The organism is Clostridium beijerinckii (assembly GCF_008705175.1).
GTDB classification, from domain to species: domain Bacteria; phylum Bacillota; class Clostridia; order Clostridiales; family Clostridiaceae; genus Clostridium; species Clostridium beijerinckii.
In genome coordinates this window covers 4,527,172-4,553,856 of sequence record NZ_CP043998.1, presented here as the reverse complement: position 1 = coordinate 4,553,856, position 26,685 = coordinate 4,527,172, and the positions used below count along the sequence as shown (strand labels likewise).

General features: G+C 29.8%; 20 protein-coding genes. 17 read left to right on the top strand and 3 right to left on the bottom strand.

Annotation, left to right across the window (positions count from 1 at the left end; translation table 11 throughout):
• Positions 1-6 precede the first annotated feature (6 nt).
• Entirely contained in the window at positions 7-771 is a 765-nt protein-coding gene (locus F3K33_RS20585; RefSeq protein ID WP_039772040.1) for an N-acetylmuramoyl-L-alanine amidase, read from the top strand.
• A 151-nt stretch (positions 772-922) separates the two neighbouring features.
• On the opposite strand, the gene F3K33_RS20580 is transcribed toward F3K33_RS20585, so the two are convergent.
• Positions 923-3,187, bottom strand: coding sequence for a glycoside hydrolase family 3 C-terminal domain-containing protein (locus F3K33_RS20580; protein WP_039772038.1), 2,265 nt, complete (start codon positions 3,185-3,187; stop codon positions 923-925).
• 188 nt (positions 3,188-3,375) lie between these two features.
• Between F3K33_RS20580 and F3K33_RS20575 the strand changes: the two genes are divergently transcribed.
• The 8 genes from F3K33_RS20575 to F3K33_RS20540 all read left to right on the top strand — a co-directional run bounded on the left by F3K33_RS20575 (position 3,376) and on the right by F3K33_RS20540 (position 14,429).
• Entirely contained in the window at positions 3,376-4,161 is a 786-nt protein-coding gene (locus F3K33_RS20575) for a Cof-type HAD-IIB family hydrolase (protein ID WP_039772036.1), read from the top strand.
• Between the two features lie 572 nt (positions 4,162-4,733).
• Positions 4,734-5,087, top strand: a complete 354-nt coding sequence (locus F3K33_RS20570; protein WP_012060177.1) for a response regulator — start codon at positions 4,734-4,736, stop codon at positions 5,085-5,087.
• Positions 5,088-5,111: 24 nt separating this feature from the next.
• Entirely contained in the window at positions 5,112-7,175 is a 2,064-nt protein-coding gene (locus F3K33_RS20565) for a chemotaxis protein CheA (protein WP_023973041.1), read from the top strand.
• 23 nt (positions 7,176-7,198) lie between these two features.
• Positions 7,199-7,702, top strand: coding sequence for a chemotaxis protein CheW (locus F3K33_RS20560; protein WP_012060175.1), 504 nt, complete (start codon positions 7,199-7,201; stop codon positions 7,700-7,702).
• Between the two features lie 78 nt (positions 7,703-7,780).
• Positions 7,781-10,675, top strand: a complete 2,895-nt coding sequence (locus F3K33_RS20555; RefSeq protein WP_023973040.1) for a methyl-accepting chemotaxis protein — start codon at positions 7,781-7,783, stop codon at positions 10,673-10,675.
• Between the two features lie 160 nt (positions 10,676-10,835).
• Positions 10,836-12,365 (top strand): ATP-binding protein, encoded by a 1,530-nt coding sequence (locus tag F3K33_RS20550; protein ID WP_039772034.1) that lies wholly within the window; start codon positions 10,836-10,838, stop codon positions 12,363-12,365.
• Between the two features lie 35 nt (positions 12,366-12,400).
• Positions 12,401-12,802 (top strand): response regulator, encoded by a 402-nt coding sequence (locus F3K33_RS20545; RefSeq protein ID WP_023973038.1) that lies wholly within the window; start codon positions 12,401-12,403, stop codon positions 12,800-12,802.
• A 286-nt stretch (positions 12,803-13,088) separates the two neighbouring features.
• Positions 13,089-14,429: an FAD-dependent oxidoreductase gene (locus F3K33_RS20540; protein WP_039772032.1), complete on the top strand. Its 1,341-nt coding sequence runs from the start codon at positions 13,089-13,091 to the stop codon at positions 14,427-14,429.
• 82 nt (positions 14,430-14,511) lie between these two features.
• Here the strand turns inward: F3K33_RS20540 and F3K33_RS20535 are convergent, their stop codons facing one another.
• Entirely contained in the window at positions 14,512-16,029 is a 1,518-nt protein-coding gene (locus F3K33_RS20535) for an aminotransferase-like domain-containing protein (protein WP_023973037.1), read from the bottom strand.
• 359 nt (positions 16,030-16,388) lie between these two features.
• Between F3K33_RS20535 and F3K33_RS20530 the strand changes: the two genes are divergently transcribed.
• A complete protein-coding gene (locus tag F3K33_RS20530; protein ID WP_023973036.1) occupies positions 16,389-18,188 on the top strand; it encodes a heme NO-binding domain-containing protein in 1,800 nt (599 codons plus the stop codon).
• A 61-nt stretch (positions 18,189-18,249) separates the two neighbouring features.
• Here the strand turns inward: F3K33_RS20530 and F3K33_RS20525 are convergent, their stop codons facing one another.
• Positions 18,250-18,672: a carboxymuconolactone decarboxylase family protein gene (locus F3K33_RS20525; RefSeq protein WP_023973035.1), complete on the bottom strand. Its 423-nt coding sequence runs from the start codon at positions 18,670-18,672 to the stop codon at positions 18,250-18,252.
• A gap of 133 nt (positions 18,673-18,805) precedes the next feature.
• Here F3K33_RS20525 and F3K33_RS20520 point away from each other — a divergent pair, with 133 nt between their 5' ends.
• The 7 genes from F3K33_RS20520 to F3K33_RS20490 all read left to right on the top strand — a co-directional run bounded on the left by F3K33_RS20520 (position 18,806) and on the right by F3K33_RS20490 (position 26,632).
• Positions 18,806-19,258 carry an Lrp/AsnC family transcriptional regulator gene (locus F3K33_RS20520; RefSeq protein ID WP_023973034.1) on the top strand — a complete coding sequence of 151 codons (453 nt, stop codon included), beginning with the start codon at positions 18,806-18,808 and terminating at the stop codon, positions 19,256-19,258.
• Between the two features lie 68 nt (positions 19,259-19,326).
• The gene (locus F3K33_RS20515; protein WP_039772030.1) at positions 19,327-20,142 is read left to right on the top strand and encodes a TraX family protein; all 816 of its coding nucleotides are present in this window, start codon (positions 19,327-19,329) and stop codon (positions 20,140-20,142) included.
• 342 nt (positions 20,143-20,484) lie between these two features.
• Entirely contained in the window at positions 20,485-21,657 is a 1,173-nt protein-coding gene (locus F3K33_RS20510; protein ID WP_023973032.1) for an NAD(P)-dependent malic enzyme, read from the top strand.
• Between the two features lie 206 nt (positions 21,658-21,863).
• Complete coding sequence (locus F3K33_RS20505; RefSeq protein WP_031275504.1) at positions 21,864-22,838, top strand: 2-keto-3-deoxygluconate permease; 975 nt, start codon at positions 21,864-21,866, stop codon at positions 22,836-22,838.
• 185 nt (positions 22,839-23,023) lie between these two features.
• On the top strand, positions 23,024-24,094 hold the full coding sequence (buk, locus tag F3K33_RS20500; protein ID WP_023973030.1) for a butyrate kinase: 1,071 nt from the start codon (positions 23,024-23,026) through the stop codon (positions 24,092-24,094).
• Positions 24,095-24,357: 263 nt separating this feature from the next.
• A complete protein-coding gene (locus tag F3K33_RS20495) occupies positions 24,358-25,932 on the top strand; it encodes an ATP-binding protein (RefSeq protein ID WP_023973029.1) in 1,575 nt (524 codons plus the stop codon).
• A 4-nt stretch (positions 25,933-25,936) separates the two neighbouring features.
• Positions 25,937-26,632, top strand: a complete 696-nt coding sequence (locus tag F3K33_RS20490) for a response regulator (RefSeq protein ID WP_012060161.1) — start codon at positions 25,937-25,939, stop codon at positions 26,630-26,632.
• Positions 26,633-26,685: the final 53 nt, after the last annotated feature.

Here is a 26,685-nt window from a genome sequence, read left to right as displayed (position 1 = left end):
GGGGGGATGAGAAAGTTGGATAATTTTAAGGTGAAATTAGTTACTTTCGTACTTGGTTTTGCAATAGTGTCAAGTTTGGCTCCAGCAATACGTGTACAAGCATCAACATTAACACAAAGCACTTTAAGCAACCAGGCAATGACCGCTATAGCTAACCTTGATAAAAAGAAAAAGACAATAGTGGTTGATCCAGGTCATAACTACGGTGGTGATCTAGGAGCTGCATCTACAATTAAAGGCATAACGTATAAAGAAGTAGATTTAAATATGCAGGTTGCATCTAAGTTAAAAACGGAATTAGAGAAAAGAGGATATAATGTTGTAATGACTAGATATCCTAAGGAAGTACAAACGATAGGGACCAATCAGAGTCTTAAAGATAGAATTACAATTGCCAATACAGCAAATGCAAGTTTATTTGTAAGTATACACCATAATGCTGTAAAGGATGCTCCAGATGCAAAAGGGGTAGAAGTTTATTATAGTTCGGCAGAGCAAAGTCAAAGTTTTAAAGGTGGGGTATCTCCTAACAAGTTAACGATAAGTAAGAACGTAGCAACAGTTATTGATAAAAACATTGTTAAGAATTTTAATTTTAATGATAGAGGTGCAAAGGATAGCAGACTATTCATAAAAAGCACAAATATGCCATCAATAATTGTGGAAGCAGGATTTATAACTAACGAGGAAGAGGCGAAAAGGTGCTCGGACCCAGTGAGTCAGCAAAAATTAGCAGAAAACATTGCTGAATCTATAAAAACTGTTATATAAATATAATAATGCAAATAAAGAACATGTTTTGGTATTAAGTTGATAAATACTTATATGAAACATGTTCTTTTTAATGTGAATAAACTAATATATAGTTTTTAGATATATTGTTGTAATTTTATTTTGAATTATAAATGAAGATATTCTATAATTAAGCTTCATTCGCAGAATATAAAAGATCATTTAGCATTTTTTCGGTGAATGTTCCATTACTTAAGGTAGTGAATCTTCCTATAGGAATATTTTTAAAGTAATTTATAAGCTTTTCTTGCGCATTTGTATCAGAAGTTATGGATTGAGCAGCGCTGCTTAATAAAGGTTCTACAATTGCCTTAGTTTTTGGATTAATGAGAAAATCTTGTGCGAGTGTATCTCTAGTATAATTAGTCTTAGGTAGATATGGTGACTGAACATAAATGTTTTTAGATAAAGGAAGATCTCTAGAAGATTTACCAATTAAAATTTCATAAGGACCGCTTTCAATTACCCAGCTATTTGTGTTTATATCATAGTGAGAAAAATCTTTTGTATCAATCAAAAAACTCACCTCTTTTTCTTCATCTGGAAAAAGAGATACTTTTGTAAAGGCTTTTAATTCTTTTTCAGGTCTTAAAATGTTACTATCAGTATTCTTTATATATAACTGTACAATTTCTTTACCAAAATATTTTCCAGTATTTTTTACTTTAAGTTTAATTTCTAATGTATCATTATCAGTTAATATATCTTTATCAAGAGTTAAGTTGCTATATTTAAAAGTAGTATAGGACAATCCGAATCCAAAAGGAAATTCAACATTTATATTTTTTTTATCATAATATCTATAGCCTACAAAAGGCCCTTCTTTATACTGTAAATTATTTTCTGAATCTATATAATCTAAATATGTTGGAGTGTCTGACAATTGTATAGGGAAAGTAGTTGGTAATTTACCGGATGGATTAGCGATACCAAATAGGATTTCTGCAAGAGCACCTCCACCTGCTTGTCCTAGAAGCCAGGTTTCTAAAATAGAATCAGCATATTTGGCCCAAGATGATATAGTAACTGGAGATCCATTGCTAAGTACTACAATTAAATTTTTCTGGACTTTACCTATTTCCTTAATTAATTTCACTTGATCAGTGGGGAGATCTAGATTTACCTTGTCAGCATATTCTTTATCATAGTATTGTGGAGTTCCTACAAATAATATAACTATATCCGCGGTACGTGCAGTTTTTCTTGCATCTGCAAGAAGTGTGTTATTATCATCTTCTGAATTTTTAGAAGTATTATAACCTTTTTCATAATATATTTTGACGGAACTTCCGACGAGTTTTACTATTTCATCATAGGCATTTTCAAACATTATAGGTATGACATTAGAATTACCATCACCTTGACATCTTGTTTCTTTTGCATATTTTCCAATTATGGCTAATTTCCTATTTTTCAACCTATCTTTTTTTAAAGGTAAAAGATTACGTTTATTTTTCAAAAGGACAATGCTATCTTCAGCAACTTCTCTTGCTAAATCATTATGCTTTTCTTTGTCATAAATAGTGCATTCACATTCTTTTACAGGTTTAATAACTTTAGATATAGTATTTAATATATTTTCAATAGCATTATCAAGGATTGATGAATCTAAAGTACCACTAAGTACAGCTTCTATAATTTGTTTTGTATTATTAAGTGAGTTTGGAAATTCTAAGTCTAATCCAGCCTGTAATGAATTTATTATTGAATTTACTGCATATAAGTCTGATAAAACCAATCCGTCAAAATTCCATCTATTTCTTAAAATATCGATTAACAAATAGTCATTTTCGGTACAAGGTATTCCATTTATTTTATTGTAAGCAACCATTACAGCGAAGGGATTAGAATTTTTTATTACCCGTTCAAAGTTTGATAAATAAATTTCATTTAAAGTTTGTTCATCAATTATGTTATTAATATTTTGTCTATGTGATTCCTGGTTATTTCCAATGTAATATTTAACACATGCGCCAATGCCCTCACTTTGGATTCCATTTATAAAAGCTGCACCCATTTCACCACTTAGAACTGGATCTTCTGAAAAATATTGAAAATTTCTTCCGCTTAATGGAGAACGTTGAATATTTACAGCAGGACCAAAGAGAATATTAACATTTTCAGCTAAGCATTCTTCACCAATAGCTTTTCCGACAGAATAAGCAAGATTAACATCCCAAGTTGCGGCCAAGGCAGTAGGCGTTGGAAAACATGTAGTTGGAACAGGGTCATAAAAATCACAGTCTATTTTTGATAATCCATAGGGACCATTCGCAAAAGTTATTGAAGGAATTCCGAATCTTTCAATTTCTTTAGTTTCCCAAAGGTTTTTTCCAGAACAGAGAGAGGCTTTCTCTTCTAAGGTCATTTCATTGATTAATTTCTTTATATCCACTCAGATACCACCTTATCTTTCTTAATAGTATTAATTTATACATTTGAAATTAAATTGCAACATATTTTAAGGAAAATTTAGCTCTCATTATTATATATTTAAAGTAAATAATATATATTACCTTTAACTTTTTTTGTTATTAATGTATGATATAGTTGTGAATGTAATTGTTTTTTAAGGAGGTAAGAATGGAAAAGAAGGCAGTTTTTTTTGATATAGATGGGACACTATATAATCATGAAGTTGGTGTGCCAAAGAGTACAATAAAAGGTATTAGGCAGCTAAGGGAGAATGGGCATCTTGCTTTTATATCAACTGGAAGGGCAAGAGCAATGATTTCACAAGATCTAATTGATATTGGGTTTGATGGAATACTCGCATCTTGTGGTTGTTATGTAGAATATGATGGAAACGTAGTTTATAACATAGATTTGGAAAAGCAAATAGCGGATAATGCAATAAGTGCTTTAAAAAATAATAAAGTATTTTGCATTCTAGAAGGACAAGATTATTTATATATGGATGAGGAGGAATTTATCGATGATAAAAGATCTTCAATAATGATGTTTAAAAATAAATATAGGGAAAAAATAAAGCCAATAACAGGAAATGAACATAGTTTCAATAAAATTACATGCAGAACATATGAGAATAGTAATTTTAAAGAAGCATATTCAATAATAGAAAAGGATTTTGACTGCATATGTCATAGTTCAGAATTTATTGAATTAGTACCAAAAGGATTTTCTAAGGTAAAGGGAATAGAGGCGATTATAGAGCGTTTAGAAATTGATATTGAAAATACATATGCATTTGGTGATAGTTTAAATGATATAGATATGCTAACATATGTTAAATATGGAGTTGCAATGGGAAACAGTAGTCCTGAGATTCTTGATGTTGTAAAATATAAAACAGATAATATTGAAAATGATGGTATTTATAAAGGATTAAAACAGTTTAAATTAATATAGTAATATAATTAATAACTGAGTATGATATTGAAATTATGTCACTAGTAATTTTAGCAGTACTAATATAAATTATATATTTTTCACTGTATATAAATTTATTTAGAATTAAAATATAAGTAAAATTAGTTGAGAGTTATCAGCCAAATATAAACAACTATCCAATTAGAGGGCAATTGGATAGTTGTTTTATTATTTATACTGGCTTATTTTACACTTTATGTTTGATTTGATAAAAAATAATATTATGCTAAAAAAATATTGTAAATATGAAACATTGGTATAGTAAGAATATACAAATATGCTTAATTTTTAGAACAAACAGACAGAATAATACAAGCATTGACTTTTAAAGATAAATCATTTAAATTATAATCAGATAGTTGTTTACATAATACAACCAATTTATGCAAGTATTTCACCTATAAACGTTTGCAAATAAAATATGCTTGCAATTATTTTTAATATAATTTATAAAAGGCTATTATTTAAATGGATTGGAAGGATTTTGTAGTAATATAGATTGAAATATTATTATCTTAATGAAGTTATGATGAAACTGGAGGGGATTATTTATGAAAAGAATACTTGTAGTTGATGATGCTGCATTTATGAGGTTATCTTTAAAAACAATGCTTGAAAAAAATGGTTATGAAGTTGTTGGGGAAGCAGAAAATGGTCGTAAAGCTGTTGAAATGTATAAAATGCTAAACCCTGAACTTGTGACAATGGATATTACGATGCCTGATATGGATGGCATTGAGGCATTAACTGAAATAATGAAATTTGATTCAAAGGCTAAGGTAATTATGTTAAGTGCTATGGGGCAAGAAACCAAAATTAGGGAAGCTGTAATTCAAGGTGCTAAAGGTTTCGTAGTAAAACCATTTAAAGAAGATTATCTTGTTAAAGCATTAAGCAAGTTTTAAGAGTGTTTACTAAGGAGGACAAGCATGGATACTAGAGAACCGATGCTAGAAATGTTTATATTCGAAACATTTGATATGATAGAACAACTTCAGCAACTCATTATTGATAGTGAAAAGAATAAGAGACTAGAAACAGAAGCTATAAATGAAATATTTAGAATAATGCACACAATTAAAGGTTCTTCTGGGATGATGATGTTTGATAACATTTCTAATCTTTCTCACACTATAGAAGATTTATTCTATTTTATTAGAGAATCAAAGCCAGGGAAAATAGATTATTCAAAACTTACAGATTTAGTTTTAGAAGGAAGCGATTTAATAAAAATAGAAACAGAAAAAATAAATAATAATAAAGACACAGATGGAGATTTTACTTTATTTATAGAGAAAGTTAAGGGGTTTTTAAAACTCCTTAAAACATACGATGAAAATTCAGAAGATTCGGGAAATGGCGGGTCAGATGAATTAGTAAGTGAGGAAGATGTAGAACAAAAATATTACTTAAGCACTGATAGGGTAAATTCGAACCTTAATTTATTTAGTGCTACTTTGTTTTTTGATGAAGAATGTGATATGGAGAATATAAGATGCTTTACTGTTGTGCATCAGCTTAAAGAGATTTCTGAAGTTTCATATTATTATCCTGAAGATATTATTGAAAATAATGATACGTGTGAAATTATAAAGAAGCAGGGATTTAAAATATTTTTCAAGACAAATCAAAGTATTGAGGATATTAGAACACTTTTGATGGAAAATGCTTTTTTGAATAATGTTGATATAAACAAATTTTATAGTGAAATTGAATTCAGTGAGCAATTTAGTAAGAAGAACGAAAAACCACAAGAGGATATTATAAAGTCAATTAATAATATAGTTAATGATACAAATGACAATGAGAAAGTAGCTTCTAAAAGCTTATCGTATAAACAAAGTTTAATTAGCGTAGATGTAAATAAATTAGATAAGTTAATGGATTTAGTAGGAGAATTAGTTATTTCAGAAGCGATGGTAACTAAAAATCCAGAAATATCTGAATTGCAATTGGATAGTTTTAATAAGGCAGCGAGGCAGCATAGAAAAAGGCTTTCTGATCTTCAAGATGTTGTTATGTCAATAAGAATGGTATCACTTGCCCCGACATTAACTAAAATGAATAGAATAGTTAGAGATATGTGTAAGAAATTGAATAAGGAAGTAGAACTTGAAATAATAGGACAAGAGACAGAAGTAGATAAAAATATAATTGAGCATATAGGTGATCCATTAATGCATATAGTAAGAAATTCAATGGACCATGGAATAGAAACCAAGGAAGAGAGGTTAGCAAATGGGAAACCTTCAATTGGAAAAATAACTATTGAGGCTAAAAACACTGGTGGAGAAGTTTGGATTATTATAAAAGATAATGGTAAAGGCCTTAATAAAGATAAGATATTAAAAAAGGCAAAAGATAATGGACTACTAAAAGTAAAGGAAAACGATTTGACAGATAGAGAGATATATTCAATGATTTTTCTACCTGGTTTCTCAACCAAGGAAAATGTTACAGAATTTTCAGGACGTGGGGTTGGAATGGATGTGGTTACAAAGGAGATTGAAAAAATCAGGGGGATTGTGACAGTCGATAGTATACCTGGTGAAGAAACAACAACTTCTATAAAAATTCCATTAACTCTTGCGATTATTGATGGGATGACAATAAAGGTAGGAAAATCAGTTTTTACTATTCCTGTTACTTCAATAAGGCAATCATTCATTATAAAAAAGGAAGATATTATAAGAGATATAGATAATAATGAAATGATATTAATAAGAGGAGAATGCTATTCTATATTAAAGATTCATGAGTTCTATAATATAAAAACTAATGTAGTAAATATAGAAGATGGTATTGTAATTATGGTTGAAGATCAAGGTAAAGCAAAATGTATTTTCGCAGATGAACTTATTGGAGAGCAACAAGTTGTTATTAAGGCACTTCCAGAATATATAAAAAAGGTGAAAGCAATAAGTGGTTGTTCATTATTGGGAGATGCAACTATAAGCTTAATATTAGATATATCTGAAATTGTTAACTTATAAAATTGCGTTATGGGAGGATTAGAATGTCAGAGTTAGTGGATGTAATGATTGAAAATGAAGAAGATACTCAAAAGGATAAATATCTAATATTTTCGATCGGTCAAGAGTGCTATGGAATTGATATTAAATATGTAATAGAAATAATAGGAGTTGAGCCAATAACAGAGGTGCCGGAATTACCTAAGTATATTAAAGGTGTAATAAATCTAAGAGGAAAAATAATACCAGTGATGGATGTCAGGATTAAACTGAAAAAAGAGGAAAAAGAATATGACGATAGGACATGCATTATTGTAGTTGAAATTGAAAATATAGATATCGGTTTAATAATAGATAAAGTTATAGAGGTTGCCAATATTGATGAAAGTAATATTTCTCCTCCTCCAAAAGTAAATTTAGAGAAGCACAATTCAAATAGTTATATAAAGGGTATTGGAAAGATTCAGAATGAAGTAAGGCTTCTTATAGATTGTAATAGGCTTTTAGAAGATGATGAAATAGAAGAATTAAAGAATGGAGAAAATTAATAATTGTAAGAGCATATTAAGTAAGTTTAAATCAAATTACGTTCAGATAAAATTTGAAGAAGATGAGAGGTAAAGAATATGAAGTGGTTTTTGAATTTAAAGATAAGGAGTAAAATTTTAACGGCGTTTTTAGGAATTGTTATATTAATGGGAATTGTAGGATCGGTGGGGATTTTTAATTTACAAAAAATCAGTAAATTAGATAGCGATCTATATGAAGACAACACAAAAGCTATTAGTTTTGCCAGTACTATACAGGTAAATTTACAAAAAAATAAAGTATTGTGTAGAACTTTGTTAATTGAAACTGATACATATAAAAATAATGAAAGTAAGAATATAATATCTAAAAATGATGAAGAAATAGATAAAGCTATGGAAGAGCTTAAGCTCACCCTTAAAGATCAAGAATTAGTTAATGAATATAATAATTTAAAAGTAAATATGGATAAATACAGACCACTTAGAGATAAATTTATTGATTTAGCGTTGCAAAATAAAGATACAGAGGCTGTAGGTATCATGAATGGTGATGCAGGCATATTCTCTAGTAATATTGATAATTCAGCTACCAAACTTATTGAGCTAAAAGAAGCAGAAGGTAAAGTGAAGGCTGACATTAATTCAAAAGCTGCGAGTAGTGCAATTATTATAATGCTTGTAGTAATTTCTATGGGAATAGTTATTGCCTTAGTATTTGGAATTATAATATCGGGATTAATTAGTAGACCGATAAATAAAGTATTAACTATTCTTGGTGAAATGAGTAAAGGGCATCTTGGTGAAAGAGTGGACATATCAACTAACGATGAAATAGGACAAATGGCTAAGGTTATGGACTCGTTTTCTAACACATTACAGAATGATGTTATAGGGGCTATGAATAAAATAGCTAAAGGTAACATGGATATTAATATAGTTGCGAAAGATGAAAAAGATGAAATAGCTCCTGCATTAAATAAGGTTGTAGAAAATGTAAGGATGCTAGTGACAGATGTAAATATGTTATCAAATTCGGCAATAGAAGGAAAGTTTGAAACAAGAGCTGATGCAGGAAAACATGAAGGAGATTTCAGAAAAGTAATAGATGGAGTAAATGGAACTTTAGATACTGTAGTAGATAAGGCTGTTTGGTATGAGGCTATTATAGATGCTATACCTTTCCCAATTCATGTTACAGACAATGATATGAATTGGACGTATATGAACAAGTCATTTGAAAATTTAATGATTAATCAAGGTGTCATTAGAGATCGAAAATCTGGTTACGGGTTGGCGTGTAGTCATGCGGGGGCTAATATATGTAATACTGAAAAATGTGGTATAAAACAGCTACATAAGGGAAAATCAGAAAGTTTCTTTGAATGGTGTGGCATGAGCAATAAGCAAGATACGTCTTACTTAAAGAATAAAAATGGTGAGAATGTAGGATATGTGGAAGTTGTAACTGATTTAACACCTATTATTAGGGTAAGCGATTATACAAAGGGTGAAGTTAAGAGACTTGAGGGAAATCTAAAGCTTTTGGCATGTGGAAATACTAATTTTGACTTAAAAATTAAAGAAGCAGATCAATTTACTAATGAAGTTAGCAGACAATTTGAAGGAATATCTAATAGTTTAAAAGATGTTAAGAGTGCAATAGATAATCTTATATTTGATGCTAAAATGCTGTCAAATGCTGCGATAGAAGGAAAATTAGATATAAGAGCAGATGAAACAAAACACAGTGGAGACTTTAAACAGGTTGTAGAGGGTGTAAATCAATTGATTGGAGCTATGGTAGAACCAATTAAGGAAGTTACAAGTGTTATGAGTGAAATATCTAAAGGGAACCTTGATGTTCCAGTAAGTGAAAATTATAAAGGGGAGTTTGGAATTCTAGCTAAAGCTGTTAATGAGACTGAAAATGGATTAAAACGTGTTGTTGGAGAGATTTCTGATATAATAGGAAAAATTTCACAAGGTAATCTCAATATTGAAAATGCAAAAGAGTTTCATGGTAATTTTAATAGCATATCAATTTCTCTAAATACAATAATAGATTCATTAAATTCAGTTCTTAGTGAAATAAATAATGTGTCAGAACAAGTTTATACAGGTGCGAGTCAGGTTTCAGACGGTAGCCAGTTATTATCACAGGGAGCTACAGAGCAAGCAAGTGCGATAGAACAATTGACATCGTCAATAACCGAAATTGCAGCACAAACTAAGGAAAATGCTTTTAATGCGAATCAGGCTAAGGAGTTAGCTCTTGAAGTAAAAGTAAATGCAGAACAAGGAAGTAGGCATATGAATGAAATGCTTAAATCTATGAGTGAAATAAATGAATCTTCAGCCAATATTTCTAAAATTATAAAGGTAATAGATGAAATAGCATTTCAGACCAATATACTTGCGCTAAATGCAGCAGTTGAGGCCGCAAGGGCAGGACAACATGGAAAAGGCTTTGCAGTAGTTGCTGAAGAAGTTAGGAATCTAGCAGCTAGGAGTGCAAATGCAGCGAAAGAAACAACAGCTCTTATTGAAGGTTCCATAAAGAAATCGGAAAATGGAACTGAAATTGCTAATAACACAGCAAAAGCTTTATACGAAATAGTTGATGGGGTATCTAAAGCAGCGACTCTCGTATCAGAAATAGCGGCATCTTCAGATGAACAGGCTACTGGAATATCACAAGTAAATTTAGGAATAGAGCAAGTATCACAAGTTGTTCAAACAAACTCAGCAACGGCGGAAGAAAGTGCGGCAGCTAGTGAGGAACTTTCAAGTCAATCAGAATTGCTTAAAGATTTAGTTTCTAGTTTTAAACTTAAAAATGATAGCTCGAGAGGAAGAGTAAGCAAAAATAGTAAGAACTATATATTGAGACAATCGTATGATATTGGAGACAACTCGCTAGATAAAGAAGTGGCAGTTACTTCAAATAAAAAAAGAATAAAACTAAGTGATAGTGAATTTGGTAAATACTAATCTACAAAGATAAAGGTAGGAAGAGAAAATTAAGAGAAATTTTTGTTTTGCTTCCTACCTTAATTATATAGAATGAGATAAGATAAGCGGTTTATTCCTCTAAAATAAGGATAGTATTAAAAGGAGTTAATATATCTAAAGGGAAAGGTTGGGGAATATTGTGGGGAATGAAAGAGAAAATGTGTATAAGTTTGACCGAGCACTGACAAAAGAAGAACTTTTCAAACTTAAAGAAGCAGCAGAGGCAGCCAATAGAGCTAAAAGTGAGTTTCTAGCAAATATGAGTCACGAAATAAGAACTCCATTGAATGGAATAATAGGTATGACAGATTTGACGCTTTCAACTAATCTTACAGAAGAGCAGAAAGAAAATCTGAGTATTGTAAAAAGTTGTGCTCATTCGTTATTATCATTAATAAATAATATTTTAGATTTGTCAAAAATTGAAGCAGAGAAAGTCTTGATTGAGAATGTGAATTTTAATATACAAGTTCTTATTAAAAATGTAATATATACTAACTTGCCAAAGGCTAATGAAAAGTATATACAACTTCACTATACGATTGATGAGAATATTCCGCAAGTTTTAGTTGGAGATGTATATAGACTTGAGCAAGTATTAAACAATTTAGTTTCTAATGCTGTAAAATTCACAGAATCTGGATTTGTAATTATAAAAGTAAGAAAGATAAACAAAAGTAAAAATGAATATGAAATTCAGTTTGTGGTCGAAGATGTAGGGATTGGAATTAGCAGAGATGAGATGCAACACCTTTTTAAGAGTTTTAGTCAGGTTGATGGATCTATAACAAGAAAATATGGAGGAACGGGACTTGGACTTTCTATCTCCAAAAAACTTGTAGAATTAATGGGTGGGAATATAGAAGTAGAGAGTGAAAAAGGAGTTGGAAGTAAATTTTACTTTGCCATTAAATTAGATAAGGCAATGGATGATATTGGAGAATTAGATCATCAAAAAATAAATGATGAAAATTCTAAGAGTGAAAAAATTCTCGTAGTAGAAGATGATAAGATCAATCAGATAGTGATTAAAAAAGTGTTGAAAGAGCTGGGATATATTAATATAAAGATTGCATCAAATGGAGTTGAAGCTTTGAAGTTTATTGAAAATTACAGATTTGATTTAATTCTAATGGATGTACAATTGCCTGAATTAGATGGAAGTGAAACTGTTAGGATAATTAGAAAAAATGAAATAAAAACAGGAGGGCATATTCCTATTGTAGCGATGACAGCCTATGCTTTGAAGGGAGATCGAGAAAGATTTTTATCACAAGGCATGGATGACTATATTTCAAAACCAATAGATATAAATAAACTTAAAAAAATTTTAGAAAGGACTCTAAAGAACATCGACTTAGAGGCAAAAAGCACCATTCAACTATTCTTAAGAAATACTACATATAATAATAGTTTTATTATAGTTGATAAAGAGATTAAGGAGACGTTGTTAAAATGGTTATATAGCATGGAGAGATATTTTATTGAAGAAAAAACGCTAGAAGATTACATTAAGATTGAAAATATAGCTCATGAAATAAAAGAATATTGTGAAGAAAACAGTCTGAATAATATTAAGATTTTAGCATTTAAAATTGAACTTGCGGCAAGAAAGAAAGATGAGTTGGGAATTAAAAATAACTACGAGAAAATTATAAATAGTGTATAAGTTTTATACTATATATTTTATAAGGGGGATTAACAGTGAAAATTTTAATAGTAGAAGATGATCTTTCAAGTAGAAAGCTTTTGTTTAAATTTATGTCTAAGTATGGTGAGTGCGATATCACACTTGATGGAATGGAAGGATTAGATGCCTATTTAATTGCATTAGATGAAGGCGAACCTTATGATTTGGTGTGCTTAGATATAATGATGCCAAAGGTAGATGGAGTGAAGGTTCTAAAGACTATTCGAGAAATAGAAAAGCAAAAAGATATTGAGAATAATAAAAAAGTTAAAATAATAATGACAACAGCTCTAAATGATGCGGACTTAGTCAAAAGCATTTTTAACAATGGTTGTGAAGTATATGCGACAAAGCCTATTGATATAAAAAAAATGGATCTTGTAATGGAAAAATTGAACTTTAAAAAGATAGAATAAGGCTTTTAAATGCATTAAGTATATTATTCAATGAGAAGTATAAAATATATCATAAACAAATAATTAATAATATATATATTCAATGATAAATCTAATAAAACTTTTATCACACTAAGTGATAGCTAATTACAGAATGTAGAGATTTAATTGCAAAATAGATATTATAGAATGATTGTATTTTTGAAGAAAAATTCTTTATTTTTTTTAGATAAAGATATATAATGTTATTAGTTAATAATTATTATTTGTAAGTAAAAATTATTGAAATATTTCAGGAGGATATGATATGAAGGTTATTGTAATTGGATGCACACATGCAGGAACAGCTGCTATTGTTAATTTAAAGGAATTATACCCAGATAGTGATGTCATAGTTTATGAAAGAAACGATAATATATCATTTCTTTCTTGTGGAATTGCGTTAAGTATAGGAGGAATAGTTACTGAAACAGAAAAATTATTTTATAATTCACCAGATAATTTGAGCTCTTTAGGAGTTAAAACAAAGATGAAACATGATGTTTTAGATATCGACTTTGATAATAAAATTGTTAAAGTTAAGAATTTAGAAAATGATGAGATATTTGAAGATAGTTATGAGAAGTTAGTTTTAACATTAGGGTCTTGGCCAATAATACCTAAATTTGAAGGCGGAAATTTACAAAATATTTTATTATGTAAAAACTATAATCATGCAAAAGAAATTGAAGCTAGACGCAGTGATGCAAAGAATGTAGTTGTAATTGGTGGCGGATACATCGGTGTGGAACTTGCAGAAGCTTTCAAAATTCAGAATAAAAATGTTACATTAATAGATGCTGAAGAGAGAATAATGTCTAAGTACTTGGACAAAGAATTTACTGATATTGCAGAAAGGGAATTTAGAGATCATGGAATAAACCTAGTTTTAGGGGAAAAAGTTAAATTGTTCAAGGGAGATAATGATAAAGTTTCACATGTAGTAACTGATAATAATGAATATGAGGCAGACTTAGTTATATTATGTATTGGGTTTGCACCAAGCACTGCTCTTGTAAAAGGTAAATTGGAGACACTTCAAAATGGTGCAATTATGATTGATGAATATATGCAAACAAGTAGAAAAGATGTATTCGCAGCAGGAGATTGCTGTGTTGTTAAGTTCAATCCGGCTGATGATACACGATATATACCTTTGGCAACAAATGCAGTGAGAATGGGAACTTTAATTGCTCATAATATAGTTGAACCTAAATTAAAGTATATGGGAACACAAGGCACATCAGGAATTAAGATATATGAAAAATGCATTGCATCTACAGGATTAACTGAAGAAGTTGCAAAAAATACAACATCATTTAATGTAGGAGCAGTTTCTGTTACAGATAATTATAGACCAGAGTTTATGCCTACTTACGAAGAAGCATTATTAAAATTAGTTTATGATAAAGATAGTAGAAGAATACTTGGAGGTCAAATAATTTCGAATTTAGATTTAACACAATTTATGAACACATTGTCAGTAGTAATTCAAAATAAAATGACTATAGAAGAACTTGCAATGACAGATTTTTTCTTCCAACCACATTTTAATAAACCTTGGAGTTTACTAAATATAGCTGCTTTGCAGGCATTAAAAAATATATAGGAAAAATTCTTATAATAGGTGTTAAATAAAAAAATCATTGGCCATAATTTTGTGGCAATGATTTTTTTACTTTAAGTAGATACTAATTATCCAAAAGTCTTATATTTTTTCCTATTATCGCAATGCCCTTTTTTATATTTTCGTCACTTACTCGACCAAATCCAATTCTAAAAGTATCATAGCCTTTTAAGCTTTTTTTTCTATGGCTAATAGGCTTGTTATCATCTGTTTTAGTATGAAATTCTACATTATCATTGGAATTTTCATAAAAAATATCACCAGGCATAAATAATACATTATCTTTATAGCAGAGTTCTAGAAGAGTTCTTGCATTTATGTTGTTCTTTAGCTTTATGAATACATGAAGGCCACCCTCACCAGTTATATATTCATATGGAATATATTTTTCAACCATATCGAGTACAAGATTGTATTTATCTCTATAATATTTTCTTACATTTTTAACATATCTGTTGAAAGCACCACTTTTTAAATAATAGAAAAATGCGCTTTGATCTAAAAAAGAAGAATGAATATTTCTTCCACGTTTTACACTTTCTAAGGTTTCTATAAGCTTATCATCTGCGAATATCCACCCTATTCTAAGACCTGGAAACAGTATTTTAGAAAGACTTCCTATATATATGACTCCATTACCAGTTCCGCATAGTGATGCTATTGGATCAATTGGGGAGCTTGAGTAGAGTAATTCTTCATTAAAGCCATCTTCTATTATAGGAACAGAATATTTTCTAAAAAGTTTATATATTTCCTTTCTTCTTTCAGTTTTAGTTACGATTCCAGTTGGATTATTGTAAGACGGGATCAAATATCCGAACTTTGGATTATATTTATTTAAAGCATTTTCAAGAGATATTAAGTCTAGACCTTCTTTATCCATTTTTACTTGAACTATCTTTAATCCATAGCTTTTCATAATTTTTAAAGCTGTATTATGTGTTGGCTCTTCGCATAAAATAATATCACCATTATTTGTTAGCGAACTAATTACTATATCAAAGGCTTCGGTAAATCCATTAGTTACTAAGATATCTTTGTTATTAGTATCAACTCTTTTATCTCTCATATAATCTAAAAAATAATCTATTAATGGCTTATATCCTTTAGCATAACCGTAATTTAATAGATTGGCTTCTTCGTAAGTCCAAGCATCTAACAGAGATCTTTTAAAATCATCAAGATTAAAGAGATGACTTTCAGGAGAAATGGATTTGAATGATATCATTCCCTTTTTATACGGCAATTCACTTTTTATAATATCAAACTTTTTTAAGGTAGTTCCATAATTGTTAATCCTTTTAGAAAAATCTACATTATATTCATAACTTTCATTTTCACTTTCTATGGAGATAAAAGTACCTATCCCTCTTTTTGTTGTTATTACTCCTATGCTTTCTAATTCTTCATAGGCTGAAATTACAGAATTTCTACTTATATTCAAAAACTTACTTACTTCCCTTGTAGATGGAAGCTTACTATCTTTCTTTAATTCACCGTTTTTAATGCCTTGTTTTATATGTCTTTCAATTTGAATATAAATAGGCTCATCTTTATTTATATTAAGATTAGAAAATATCAATACTGAATCACCTCACTACTTTAGATAAGTAACAACAAATCTAATAAGAAAATACTTAATGTTTAAATTATATTGTTAATACTAATATCTAATGAATTTTATAAATGCAATTAAACTGTATAGAATTAATTTATTTCAATTATTTTAGATTTACCATACTATTTCTTTTGTGTCAATAAAATGGTGCGATGGTTATTAAAAATAAAGATATGAAGATATTAAATAATAATATATATTAACTAGTAATATATTTACTGACTAAAGGAAATAAGTGTATAATTATATTATACAATAACGTGAAATATGATAAATGGCATGAAATACTGTTATAGAAAAAGAGAAAAGGAGGTAATGTGTTTATGAAAGGGACCGTTGTATCAACATGGATGAAGACAAATAGAAAGTTGTTTGGAGACTCAATTGTCAACGAAGCAATGGATTATATAGGTTGGGGAACAACAAAAATATTTTCACCTATTGAAAATGTAGACGATGGAGAAGTTAAGAAAATAATATCATACATAGCTAAATCTCAAAATATAGAGGTAGGAACTCTTTGGAGAAAAATTGGACAAGATAATATAAAAGCTTTTAGCCATGATTATCCAGCATTTTTCAAACATGACAATGTATATTCATTTTTAAAGTCGATGTTTGATGTACATGTAGTGATGACAAAAAAGTTTGCAGGAGCGAAGCCACCTTTGGTATCTATAGAACCAATATCGAGTAGGGAAGCTATCTTTAGCTATAATTCTTCTAGAGGAATGTTTGACTATTTTTTAGGTATGCTTCAAGGGACTTGCGAACACTTTAACGAAAAAGTGGATATAAAAGAAATATCAAGAACGAGCAGTGAGCTTAAATTAAAACTTACTTTTGAAAGAGACGTATATTACAATAAAAAATACTTTTTTAATAGAGTTTTTTCTTTGGGTATTATAAAAAGTTTTGGGGCAAAGGCAGGAGTATTTTCATTCGTAATATCGGCTATAGTTTTTTTGATAATGTTAGGAATAAATGATATTACAAAGGTTTTAATAGGAAGCTTAGTATCCGGTTTAGCTACATTTGTAGGTGTTTCTTTAATGATGTCACCTATAGGAAAAATAAAAGAGGAAATAGAACGAATAATTAAAAATGAATACAATATTGATGGAAAAATTACCACTAATGATTTCTTTGAAGAAATTTATGATTTACTTAAGGAACATAAAAAAGTAATTCAGGCAGATTTCGTTGGATTTAAAGGTGTTACAGATGAAATGAATACTTTTGTAAATACAATAAACAAGATTTCTGATTCGATGAATCATACTTCAACAGAAATAAGTGGCGTTGTTGAACAGGTTGCGAATGGGGCTGTTACACAAGCTCAGAATACAGATAAAGCTGTACAAGCACTTAATGGAAACATCGAAGCCTTAAGGAATATAGTTGAAAACGAGAATGAAAATAAATCAGAACTTGAAGATGCCATGCTTAAAATTAATAATAGCTATGAAAATGTTGAAAATGCAAGTAAAAATATTTTGAAATCTTTACAGAGTTTTAATGAAGTTAAAGAGAAGGGAACACAGCTTGAAGGAAGGGCTAAAGATATAAATAATATTGTATCTATAGTATCAGGAATAGCAGAACAAACTAATTTATTAGCATTGAATGCATCCATAGAAGCAGCTAGGGCAGGAGAACAAGGGAAGGGGTTTGCTGTTGTTGCAGAATCAATAAGAAAACTTGCTGAACAGTCCAAAGAGGCAGTACTTGATATTAACTCTAATTTAGCTCAATTTGTTAAAGAAATAGGTTTCTTAGTGGATCACATAGATGTTCAATATAATGTATTAGAAAAAGAAACCAATAACTTAGACGTCGTACGAAATATTAGCTATGAAGCTAATCAATCAGTACAGAGTGTAGCAACTTCTATGATTGAGACTATAAGCAAGTTAAATATTGAAGCTGATTCTATATCTGATGTATATGATAGTATAGAGGCGTTAGCAGCCATTGCGGAAGAAAATTCAGCATCATCGGAAGAAGTAAGTGCTAGTGTAATAAATTATACAAATGAGATAAAAAAACTTATAGATAATATATCTGATTTTAAAGGTATTACAAAAACCTTTAAAAATGATCTAGAGAAATATAAAATTTAAATTCATGATATATATAAATACTTACTAAAAGAAAATCATTTACTTTTAGTAGGTATTTTTATTAAATATTAATTGAACAACTTGGTTGTAAATTAAGAGTAGCTCCAAATTTTTGAGAAGCTGTTATAAAGCATATTAGAGCAATAAGCTCTGAAATTTCTTTTTCAGAAAGTTCATTATTTAAAGGGATGAAATCCTCATCGCTAACTACAGAATTTTTTGAAAATGAATTTGCAAATTTGGTAGCTGCTAAAATCTTTGAATCGTTTATGTTATTGAATGGCTTACCTTTAGCCATACAATATTCACAGCCATTATTAAATGCCAAAGTACGTCTTACCTGTTCTTTTAATTCAGAAGTGAATGTATTGGTAGAGAAAAGAAGATTCTCTAAATCGGACCACTTTAACATAATATCTTTATTGTGTCCTAATAGTTTTTGAAATGGTGTATTTCCTTCTTTTGAAAAATTGATTCTTGCCATAATAAATCTCCTTTTATATAATATTAACAATTAATATTATATAGGAGTTATAGTATTATTTACATTCTAGATGACATATAATACTAATGATAAGGTTATATTTGGAACAAAAAATATACTAGGAGCGTTACATATGAAATTTGATGAAATAGATATATCAATATTATCAGAGTTGCAAAAAAATAGTAGGTTATCAATAAGAGAATTATCTAAGCGTATAAATTTATCACCTCCCTCCGTTACAGAGAGAGTGAACAGACTTCAAGATAGTGGTATTATAGAAGGCTATACAATTAGAATAAATAAGAAAAAGCTGGGATTATCAATTGATTGTATAATGAAGATTACAATGAAGAACGGAGAATATAACAAATTTAAAAATTTTATTAAAAATCATAAACGAAGTGAATGGGGATATAGGATAGCAGGGGATGGATGTTTCTTAGTAAAATTATCTGTAAAGAATTTAGAAGAGATAGAAGAGTTTATAAATGATATATCAGAATATTCACTGACAACAACAATTATTGCATTTTCAGAAGTAGAAATAGATAATAACATAAATAAGTTTATGGAACATATATAAATAAATAGTTATTAATAAATATGCATGAACTTACATATGAAGTTTTAATAATAGCTAGGAGATACAGTATGTATATAGCAAATAATAATATTATTCAAAAAGGGTTTAGTGGATTTTCTTTGAAGATAATCGCATTAGTATTAATGACAATGGATCATATGCATGAATTCTTGGCATCGACTGGAATTCCAATTTGGTTTAATTGGCTTGGGAGATTATCGGCTCCACTTTTTTTCTTTACAATGGCAGAAGGCTTTTTTTATACAGGGAATAGAAAAACTTATGTTAAAAGATTATATTTATTTTCAATAGTAATGTCTTTAGGAAAATTTATTTCATGGAAGATATCAGTTGATGATCCATCATATTTTCCAGTGAGTAATAATATATTCGAGACATTCTTTTTGATAGCATTAAATATATTACTAATTGAATATTTAAGAGATGAAAGCAAAGATTTGTATAGGAAAATTTATATTATTTTTTTAGCGATAATGTTTGAAGTTGTATTACCAATAAGTACTTATTCAATATTTTCAAAAAACATAGCTGGAATTATTATATCCTTTTTACCTTGTCCATTGCTTTGTGAAGGAAGTGTTTCATTTGTTGCTCTCGGAATAATATTTTTTTATTTAAGAAATGACAGAAAAAAAATGATGATTGTTTATGCAATTTTTTCAGTATCGTTTTTTCCATTTGCGAGTTTTTCATTTAAGAATATATTTTATGGTTACAATCAGTGGATTATGATTTTCGCTATACCGCTAATGATGCTTTATAATGGAAAAAAGGGACGTGGATTAAAATATTTATTTTATTTTTATTATCCTATCCATATATTCATATTATTTTTATTTGGAGGAATTACACATATAAACTGAAGTTAAATAATGGCTTATGAAAATGCAAAATGGAGATCGTGTTCAAAAGAATAGGATCTTCATTTTGTTTTTTTATTTCTAGGATATGCTTTTTTTATATTTGCATAGTACATAAGCTAATATGTCTAAAAAGATATTTATTGATGCTATGTGAAAAAGTTATTTAGGACAATTAAAATACTCGTTAAAAAAAACACAAAGTATTCTTAATTTACTAAACATAAATTAAACTTACTTAATATTTTAAATTTTCAGACAAAATGATATTATCTAGTTACACCAAACAACAGCAAAATATTAAATATCAAATGTAAATGTTTAAATATAGAGGGGATGTTTTAAATGAATTATTTTGAAGAAAGTTTAAAATTACATGAAGAAAAACAAGGAAAGATTTCAATCACATCTAAGGTTAAGGTTGAAACAAGAGATGATTTAAGTCTTGCATACACACCAGGAGTTGCAGAACCATGCAGAAAAATTCATGAGAATCAGGAAAACGTCTACAAATATACATCGAAAGGAAATCTGGTAGCAGTAGTAACAGATGGAAGTGCAGTGTTAGGACTAGGAGATATAGGGCCAATGGCAGGAATGCCTGTAATGGAAGGAAAGTCAATTTTATTTAAAGAATTTGCAGATGTTGATGCTTTCCCTATATTAGTAGATTCTAACGATGTTGATGAGATAGTTAATACAGTTAGATTGATAGCGCCAACATTTGGTGGAATAAACTTAGAAGATATTGGAGCACCAAGGTGCTTTGAAGTTGAAGAAAAATTAAAGAAAGTAGTTGATATACCTGTATTTCATGACGATCAACACGGAACAGCAATAGTTGTTCTTGCTGGTGTTATAAATGCACTTAAAGTAGTAGATAAGAAGCTTGAAGATATAAAAGTAGTAGTAAATGGAGCAGGGGCTGCAGGAACTGCAATAGCTAAGCTTTTATTATCATCAGGAGTAAAAAACTTAGTTGCTTGCGATAAAGTAGGTATTTTATATAGAGGCATGGAAAAAATTGATGATGCTAAAGATGCTTTAGCAGAAATAACAAATCCAGATAATATAAAAGGAAGCCTTGCAGATGCTTTAATTGGTGCTGACGTATTTGTTGGCGTGTCTGCTCCAGGAATATTGAAGCCTGAAATGGTTAAAGCAATGAATAAAGACGCAATAATTTTTGCAATGGCAAATCCAACACCGGAAATTATGCCAGATGAAGCAAAAGCAGCTGGAGCTAGAGTTATAGGAACAGGGCGTTCAGATTTTCCAAATCAAGTGAACAATGTTCTCGCTTTCCCAGGTATTTTTAGAGGTGCCTTAGATGTTAGAGCAAAAGAAATAAATGAGGAAATGAAACTTGCTGCAGCATATGCCATAGCTGGATACATTAAAGATGAAGATTTAAGTGAAAATAATGTAATTCCAAGTGCTTTAGATAAAAATGTTGCTACAAAGGTAGCAGAAGAAATTGCAAATGCTGCAAGAGAAAGTGGGGTTGCGAGAAAATAGCTGGATTCGATTTGTACATGTTATTAGAAAGTAAGAAATTAGAATTACTATATTTGTGACATGTACAAATTCTAAATAAAATACGATTATAACTAATTATATCTAACAAAATTATAAATTAGGATGGATTGTTTAAGTAGAAGTTTATCGCAAGATATATGTAAAGGTTTAAAAATAAAAAACAAGATTTTAGGAGGTATATATATATGCAAATCCCAATTAAGAAAACACTTGATAAAATACCGGGTGGTATGATGCTTGTTCCACTTTTTTTAGGAGTACTAGTTAACACTTTTTGTCCGCAATTTCTTAAAATTGGTGGATATACAACAGCACTATTTAGTTCGACGGCATCATCAACAATTCTGGCTTGCTTTATGTTTTTAATTGGCTCACAAATTAATTTCAAATTAGCACCTAAAGCACTAAAAAAAGGTGCGCTGTTAATATCTGGAAAATTCATAGTGGGTGCTGGTATCGGTATAATTGTAGGAAAAGTTTTTGGACCAGCTGGTGTATTAGGTTTATCACCACTAGCGATTCTTTCAGCACTAACAAATTGCAACGGTGGGTTATATGCATCTCTAGCTTCACAATATGGTGATGAAACAGATGTAGGTGCTTATGCTCTATTATCTTTAAAAGATGGTCCATTTTTCACTTTGGTTGCATTAGGTGCATCAGGGCTTGCTCAAATTCCATTTATGTCACTTGTTGCAGTGTTAATTCCAATAGGAATAGGAATGATTTTAGGAAACGTCGACCCTGATATGAGAAAGTTTCTTGGAAGCAGTAAGTTGTTATTAATTCCATTCTTCTCATTCCCATTAGGTGCAGGAATGAATCTTGATACAATTGTAAAAGCTGGAGGTCCTGGTATATTATTAGGAGTGATAGCTGCATTTACTGGAATAGGGGCATATATACTTTTAAAATTATTTAGAGAAGAACCTATAATTGGACTTGCAACAGGATCAACAGCAGGAAATGCCGTAGCCACACCAGCAGCTGTTGCAGCGGCAGATCCAACATTGGCTGCAATAGCAACAATAGCAACAGCACAAGTTGCAGCGGCATGCGTAGTATCTGCTATTGTTTGTCCATTCATTGTTTCTTATGTGTTTAAAATGCTTAGAGCAAATAAAGAAAAGAAATTGAGCAGAGAAGCAGTAGTACAATAAATAATTATTAGTATTGGGTTAAGAGCTATAGTATGAATTAATAAAATTAATTTTAATATTGAAAAATACTTGCTAAAGCTGATACCTACAGAGTATAATTTAAAAACAGGTTTTGTATCTGTGTTGATAATAATAACAATAGATGCAAATACTATAATTAAATATAACGTAGGGGAGGAAAATGTGTGAGTCATAAATTATTAATTATAAACCCAGGTTCCACATCAACTAAAATAGCAGTATATGAAGGTGAAAAGGAAATTTTTGAGGAAACACTTAGACATTCATCAGAAGAGATAGGAAAGTTTAAGTACGTAGTCGATCAACAAAGCTTTAGAACAGATGTTATATTAAAAATACTAGAAGACAATAAAATAAATATAACTGAAATGGATGCAATAGTTGGAAGAGGTGGACTTTTAAAGCCTATAGTTAGTGGTACCTACAGTGTAAACGATAATATGTTAAAAGATTTAAAAGAAAATGTTCAAGGAGAGCATGCATCTAATCTTGGTGCTATAATTGCCAATGAAATTGCGAGGTCTATTAATAAACCTGCTTTTATAGTAGATCCAGTAGTTGTAGATGAAATGGAAGATATAGCAAGACTTTCAGGAGTGCCAGAACTTCCAAGAAAAAGTATATTTCATGCATTAAATCAAAAGGCAGTGGCTAAGAGGTATGCGCAAGAAAATATGAAGAACTATGAGGATATAAATGTTATAGTTGCTCATATGGGAGGCGGTGTTTCAGTAGGCGCACATAAAAATGGAAGAATAATTGATGTAAATAATGCTCTTGATGGAGAAGGCGCATTTTCACCAGAAAGAAGTGGTGGTATACCATCTGGTGATTTAGCTAGAATGTGTTTTAGCGGAAAATATACTTTAGAAGAAATATTGAAGAAGATAACTGGAAAAGGCGGCTTTGTAGCATATCTTGATACAAACGATGGGAGAATAGTTAGACAACTTGCATCAGAAGGAGACATGAAGGCAAAGTTAGTTTATGAAGCTATGGGATATCAAGTAGCAAAAGATATAGGTGCAGCAGCTGCGGTTTTATGTGGAAAAGTAGATGCGATAATTTTAACTGGAGGCATTGCCTACGAAAAAATGATGGTAGACATCATAAAAGAAAAAGTGGAATTTATTGCTCCAATAACTGTTTATCCAGGTGAAGATGAAATGCTTGCTTTAGCTCAAGGTGCACTAAGAGTTTTAAACGGGCAAGAAGAAGTTAAAGAATATAAATAGACTTCTGTATATACTAAAGATTAGAAAGTAGTTGAAAAGATAGCATTAGTATTACTATAATTATTGAGTATTAGTTTATTGGCTTTAATAAATCATGAATTAAGAGCGGATTCCTAGGGATACGCTCTTAACTTTTTGTGGGAAATTGCTTTGATAAATAGCAAGTAAACGTATTACTAAGGAAGTTGTACTATTTTGTAATAAGGAATTATTTATATATAATGTAAGTGAACTAAAATTTAGAATTAGATAGAGGAGATAAAATGAAGCTAAAAGGTAAAATAATATCTCTTGTAATAGCTATCCTTGTAATTTCAATTGGAAGTATAACAATACTTTCTTTTATTGAAATGAAAAAGTTATTAAGAGATCAAATAGATAAAAATATGTTGAATATAGCGGATTCATTTGCATCAACCTATGAAGTTAAAGAATATTTGAAAGGAAATAAGGCAATTCCGATTGATCTGTTAAATAGTGAGATAGAGAAGGCCCGTATAAAGACAAATGTAGAGTTTATCGTAATTATGGATATGAATGGCATAAGATATTCTCACCCAGATAAAAGTAAAATAGGGGAAAGATTTGCTGGTGGAGATGAAGATAGGGTATTAAGCACAGGAGAGCAATATATATCAACAGGAAGTGGTACACTTGGTATTTCTGTAAGAGCATTTGCACCTATTTATGATGATAGTAATAAGCAGATAGGTGCAGTTGCTGTTGGTATGTTGTATAATAAATTTGATAACGAAGTCTATACGAAAATGTATAAATTTATTCCTATAATATTAATGGGATTAATATTGGGTATATCGGGAGCTATAGCTCTATCTTATAATATAAAGAAGTCAATATTTGGACTTGAACCAGAAGAAATAGCCTTGGCTTTAAAGCAAAAAGAAACTGTAATTGAAAATATAAAGGAAGGTATAATAGCTTTAGATAATAATGGATGCATAACGCTATTTAACGGGCAAGCTAGTAAAGTTTTACATTTGAAAGAAAATGATATAGGGAAGCCGATTACTGATTTTACCTACGAAAGTATGGCTCTAAAAGTTTTAAACAGTGGGAAATCTATGACTAATATTGAGATAAAAGTTCGTCCTGGAGTAAACGTTATGTGTAAATACAGTATTATAAGAGGATTTAAAAAACAAATTCTTGGATTAGTTGTAACATTTGAAGATTTAAGTGAAGTTAGAAAAATGGCTGAGGAGTTAACTGGTATAAAGAAAATGGCATGGTCACTTAGAGCACAAAATCATGAATTTATGAATAAACTTCACACAATCTCAGGACTTATACAACTCGAAGAATATGATGAAGTAATTAAGTTTGTTAATGTAATAGTGGAAAGTAAAAAGAATATAACTACTATAATATCTGATAAAATAAAAAATGTATCTTTGGCAGCGTTAATACTATCTAAATATAGTAAGTGTGAAGAAGCTAGAATCAATTTGATAATAGATGATGACTCAAGAGTAATTAAATTACCACAATATATGACATCAGAAGAGTTAGGATCTGTTGTAGGAAATCTAATAGAAAATTCTATTGATGCAGTTAAAAATGATGGGACTGGTGAAATATATATGAAAATTTTTGAGGAAGATGATCAAATGAAAATTATGGTAAAGGATAATGGCTGTGGGATACCAGAGAATATCAGAAATTCTATTTACAACATTGGAATCACAAGTAAAGAAGGGGAACGAGGATTTGGGATGTATATAGTGAAAAAGATCATTGATGAAGCTAAAGGAGCTATTAAATTTAAAGTTGATGATGGTACTGAATGGGAGATATCTATACCTATGAGGAGGAGTTAAATATATGATTAAAACTATGATTGTTGAAGATGATCCGATGGTAAGACAAATTAATTCTAAGTTTTTGAAAAAAATAGAGGGATTTTCACTGGAAAAAGCAGTTGCAAACCTTTCTGAAGCAAAAGAATTTTTGATGCAGAAGCAGGTAGATTTAATTTTATTAGATATTTTTCTTCCTAATGAAAATGGCATAGATTTGCTAAAGTGGTTAAGGCAAAATGAAATATTATCTGATGTTATATTAATTACTGCTGATAAGAGTGTAGAGAGAGTAAAGGATGCTTTTAGATATGGAGTTGTAGACTATTTGATAAAACCCTTTACATTTGAAAGGTTTAACGAATCTCTCAATATTTTTAGAGAAAGATTAAATAGCTTTGAAAATAGCCAGACTATGGAACAAAGCGATCTAGATAAGTTTATTTTGAGTAATAAAAATAAGAAAACAAACAATAGTGAAACAAAACCAAATCTAGAAAAGGGCTTGAACAAGTATACTTATAATTCAATTGCTAATGAGCTTAATAATACTAAAGAAGAGTATTTTACTACTGAGGACTTATCAGAAAAGTTAGGCATTGCAAAAGTTACTGTAAGGAAATACCTTGACTATATGAGCAAACAAGGCGAACTGGAGAAAATCATAGAGTATGGAAAGATTGGAAGGCCATTGTATAAATATAAAATAAAAGGTCTATAATGTTACGGTTTATGAATTCACGGATACTCTAAAAATTAGTAATAGAGTATCCT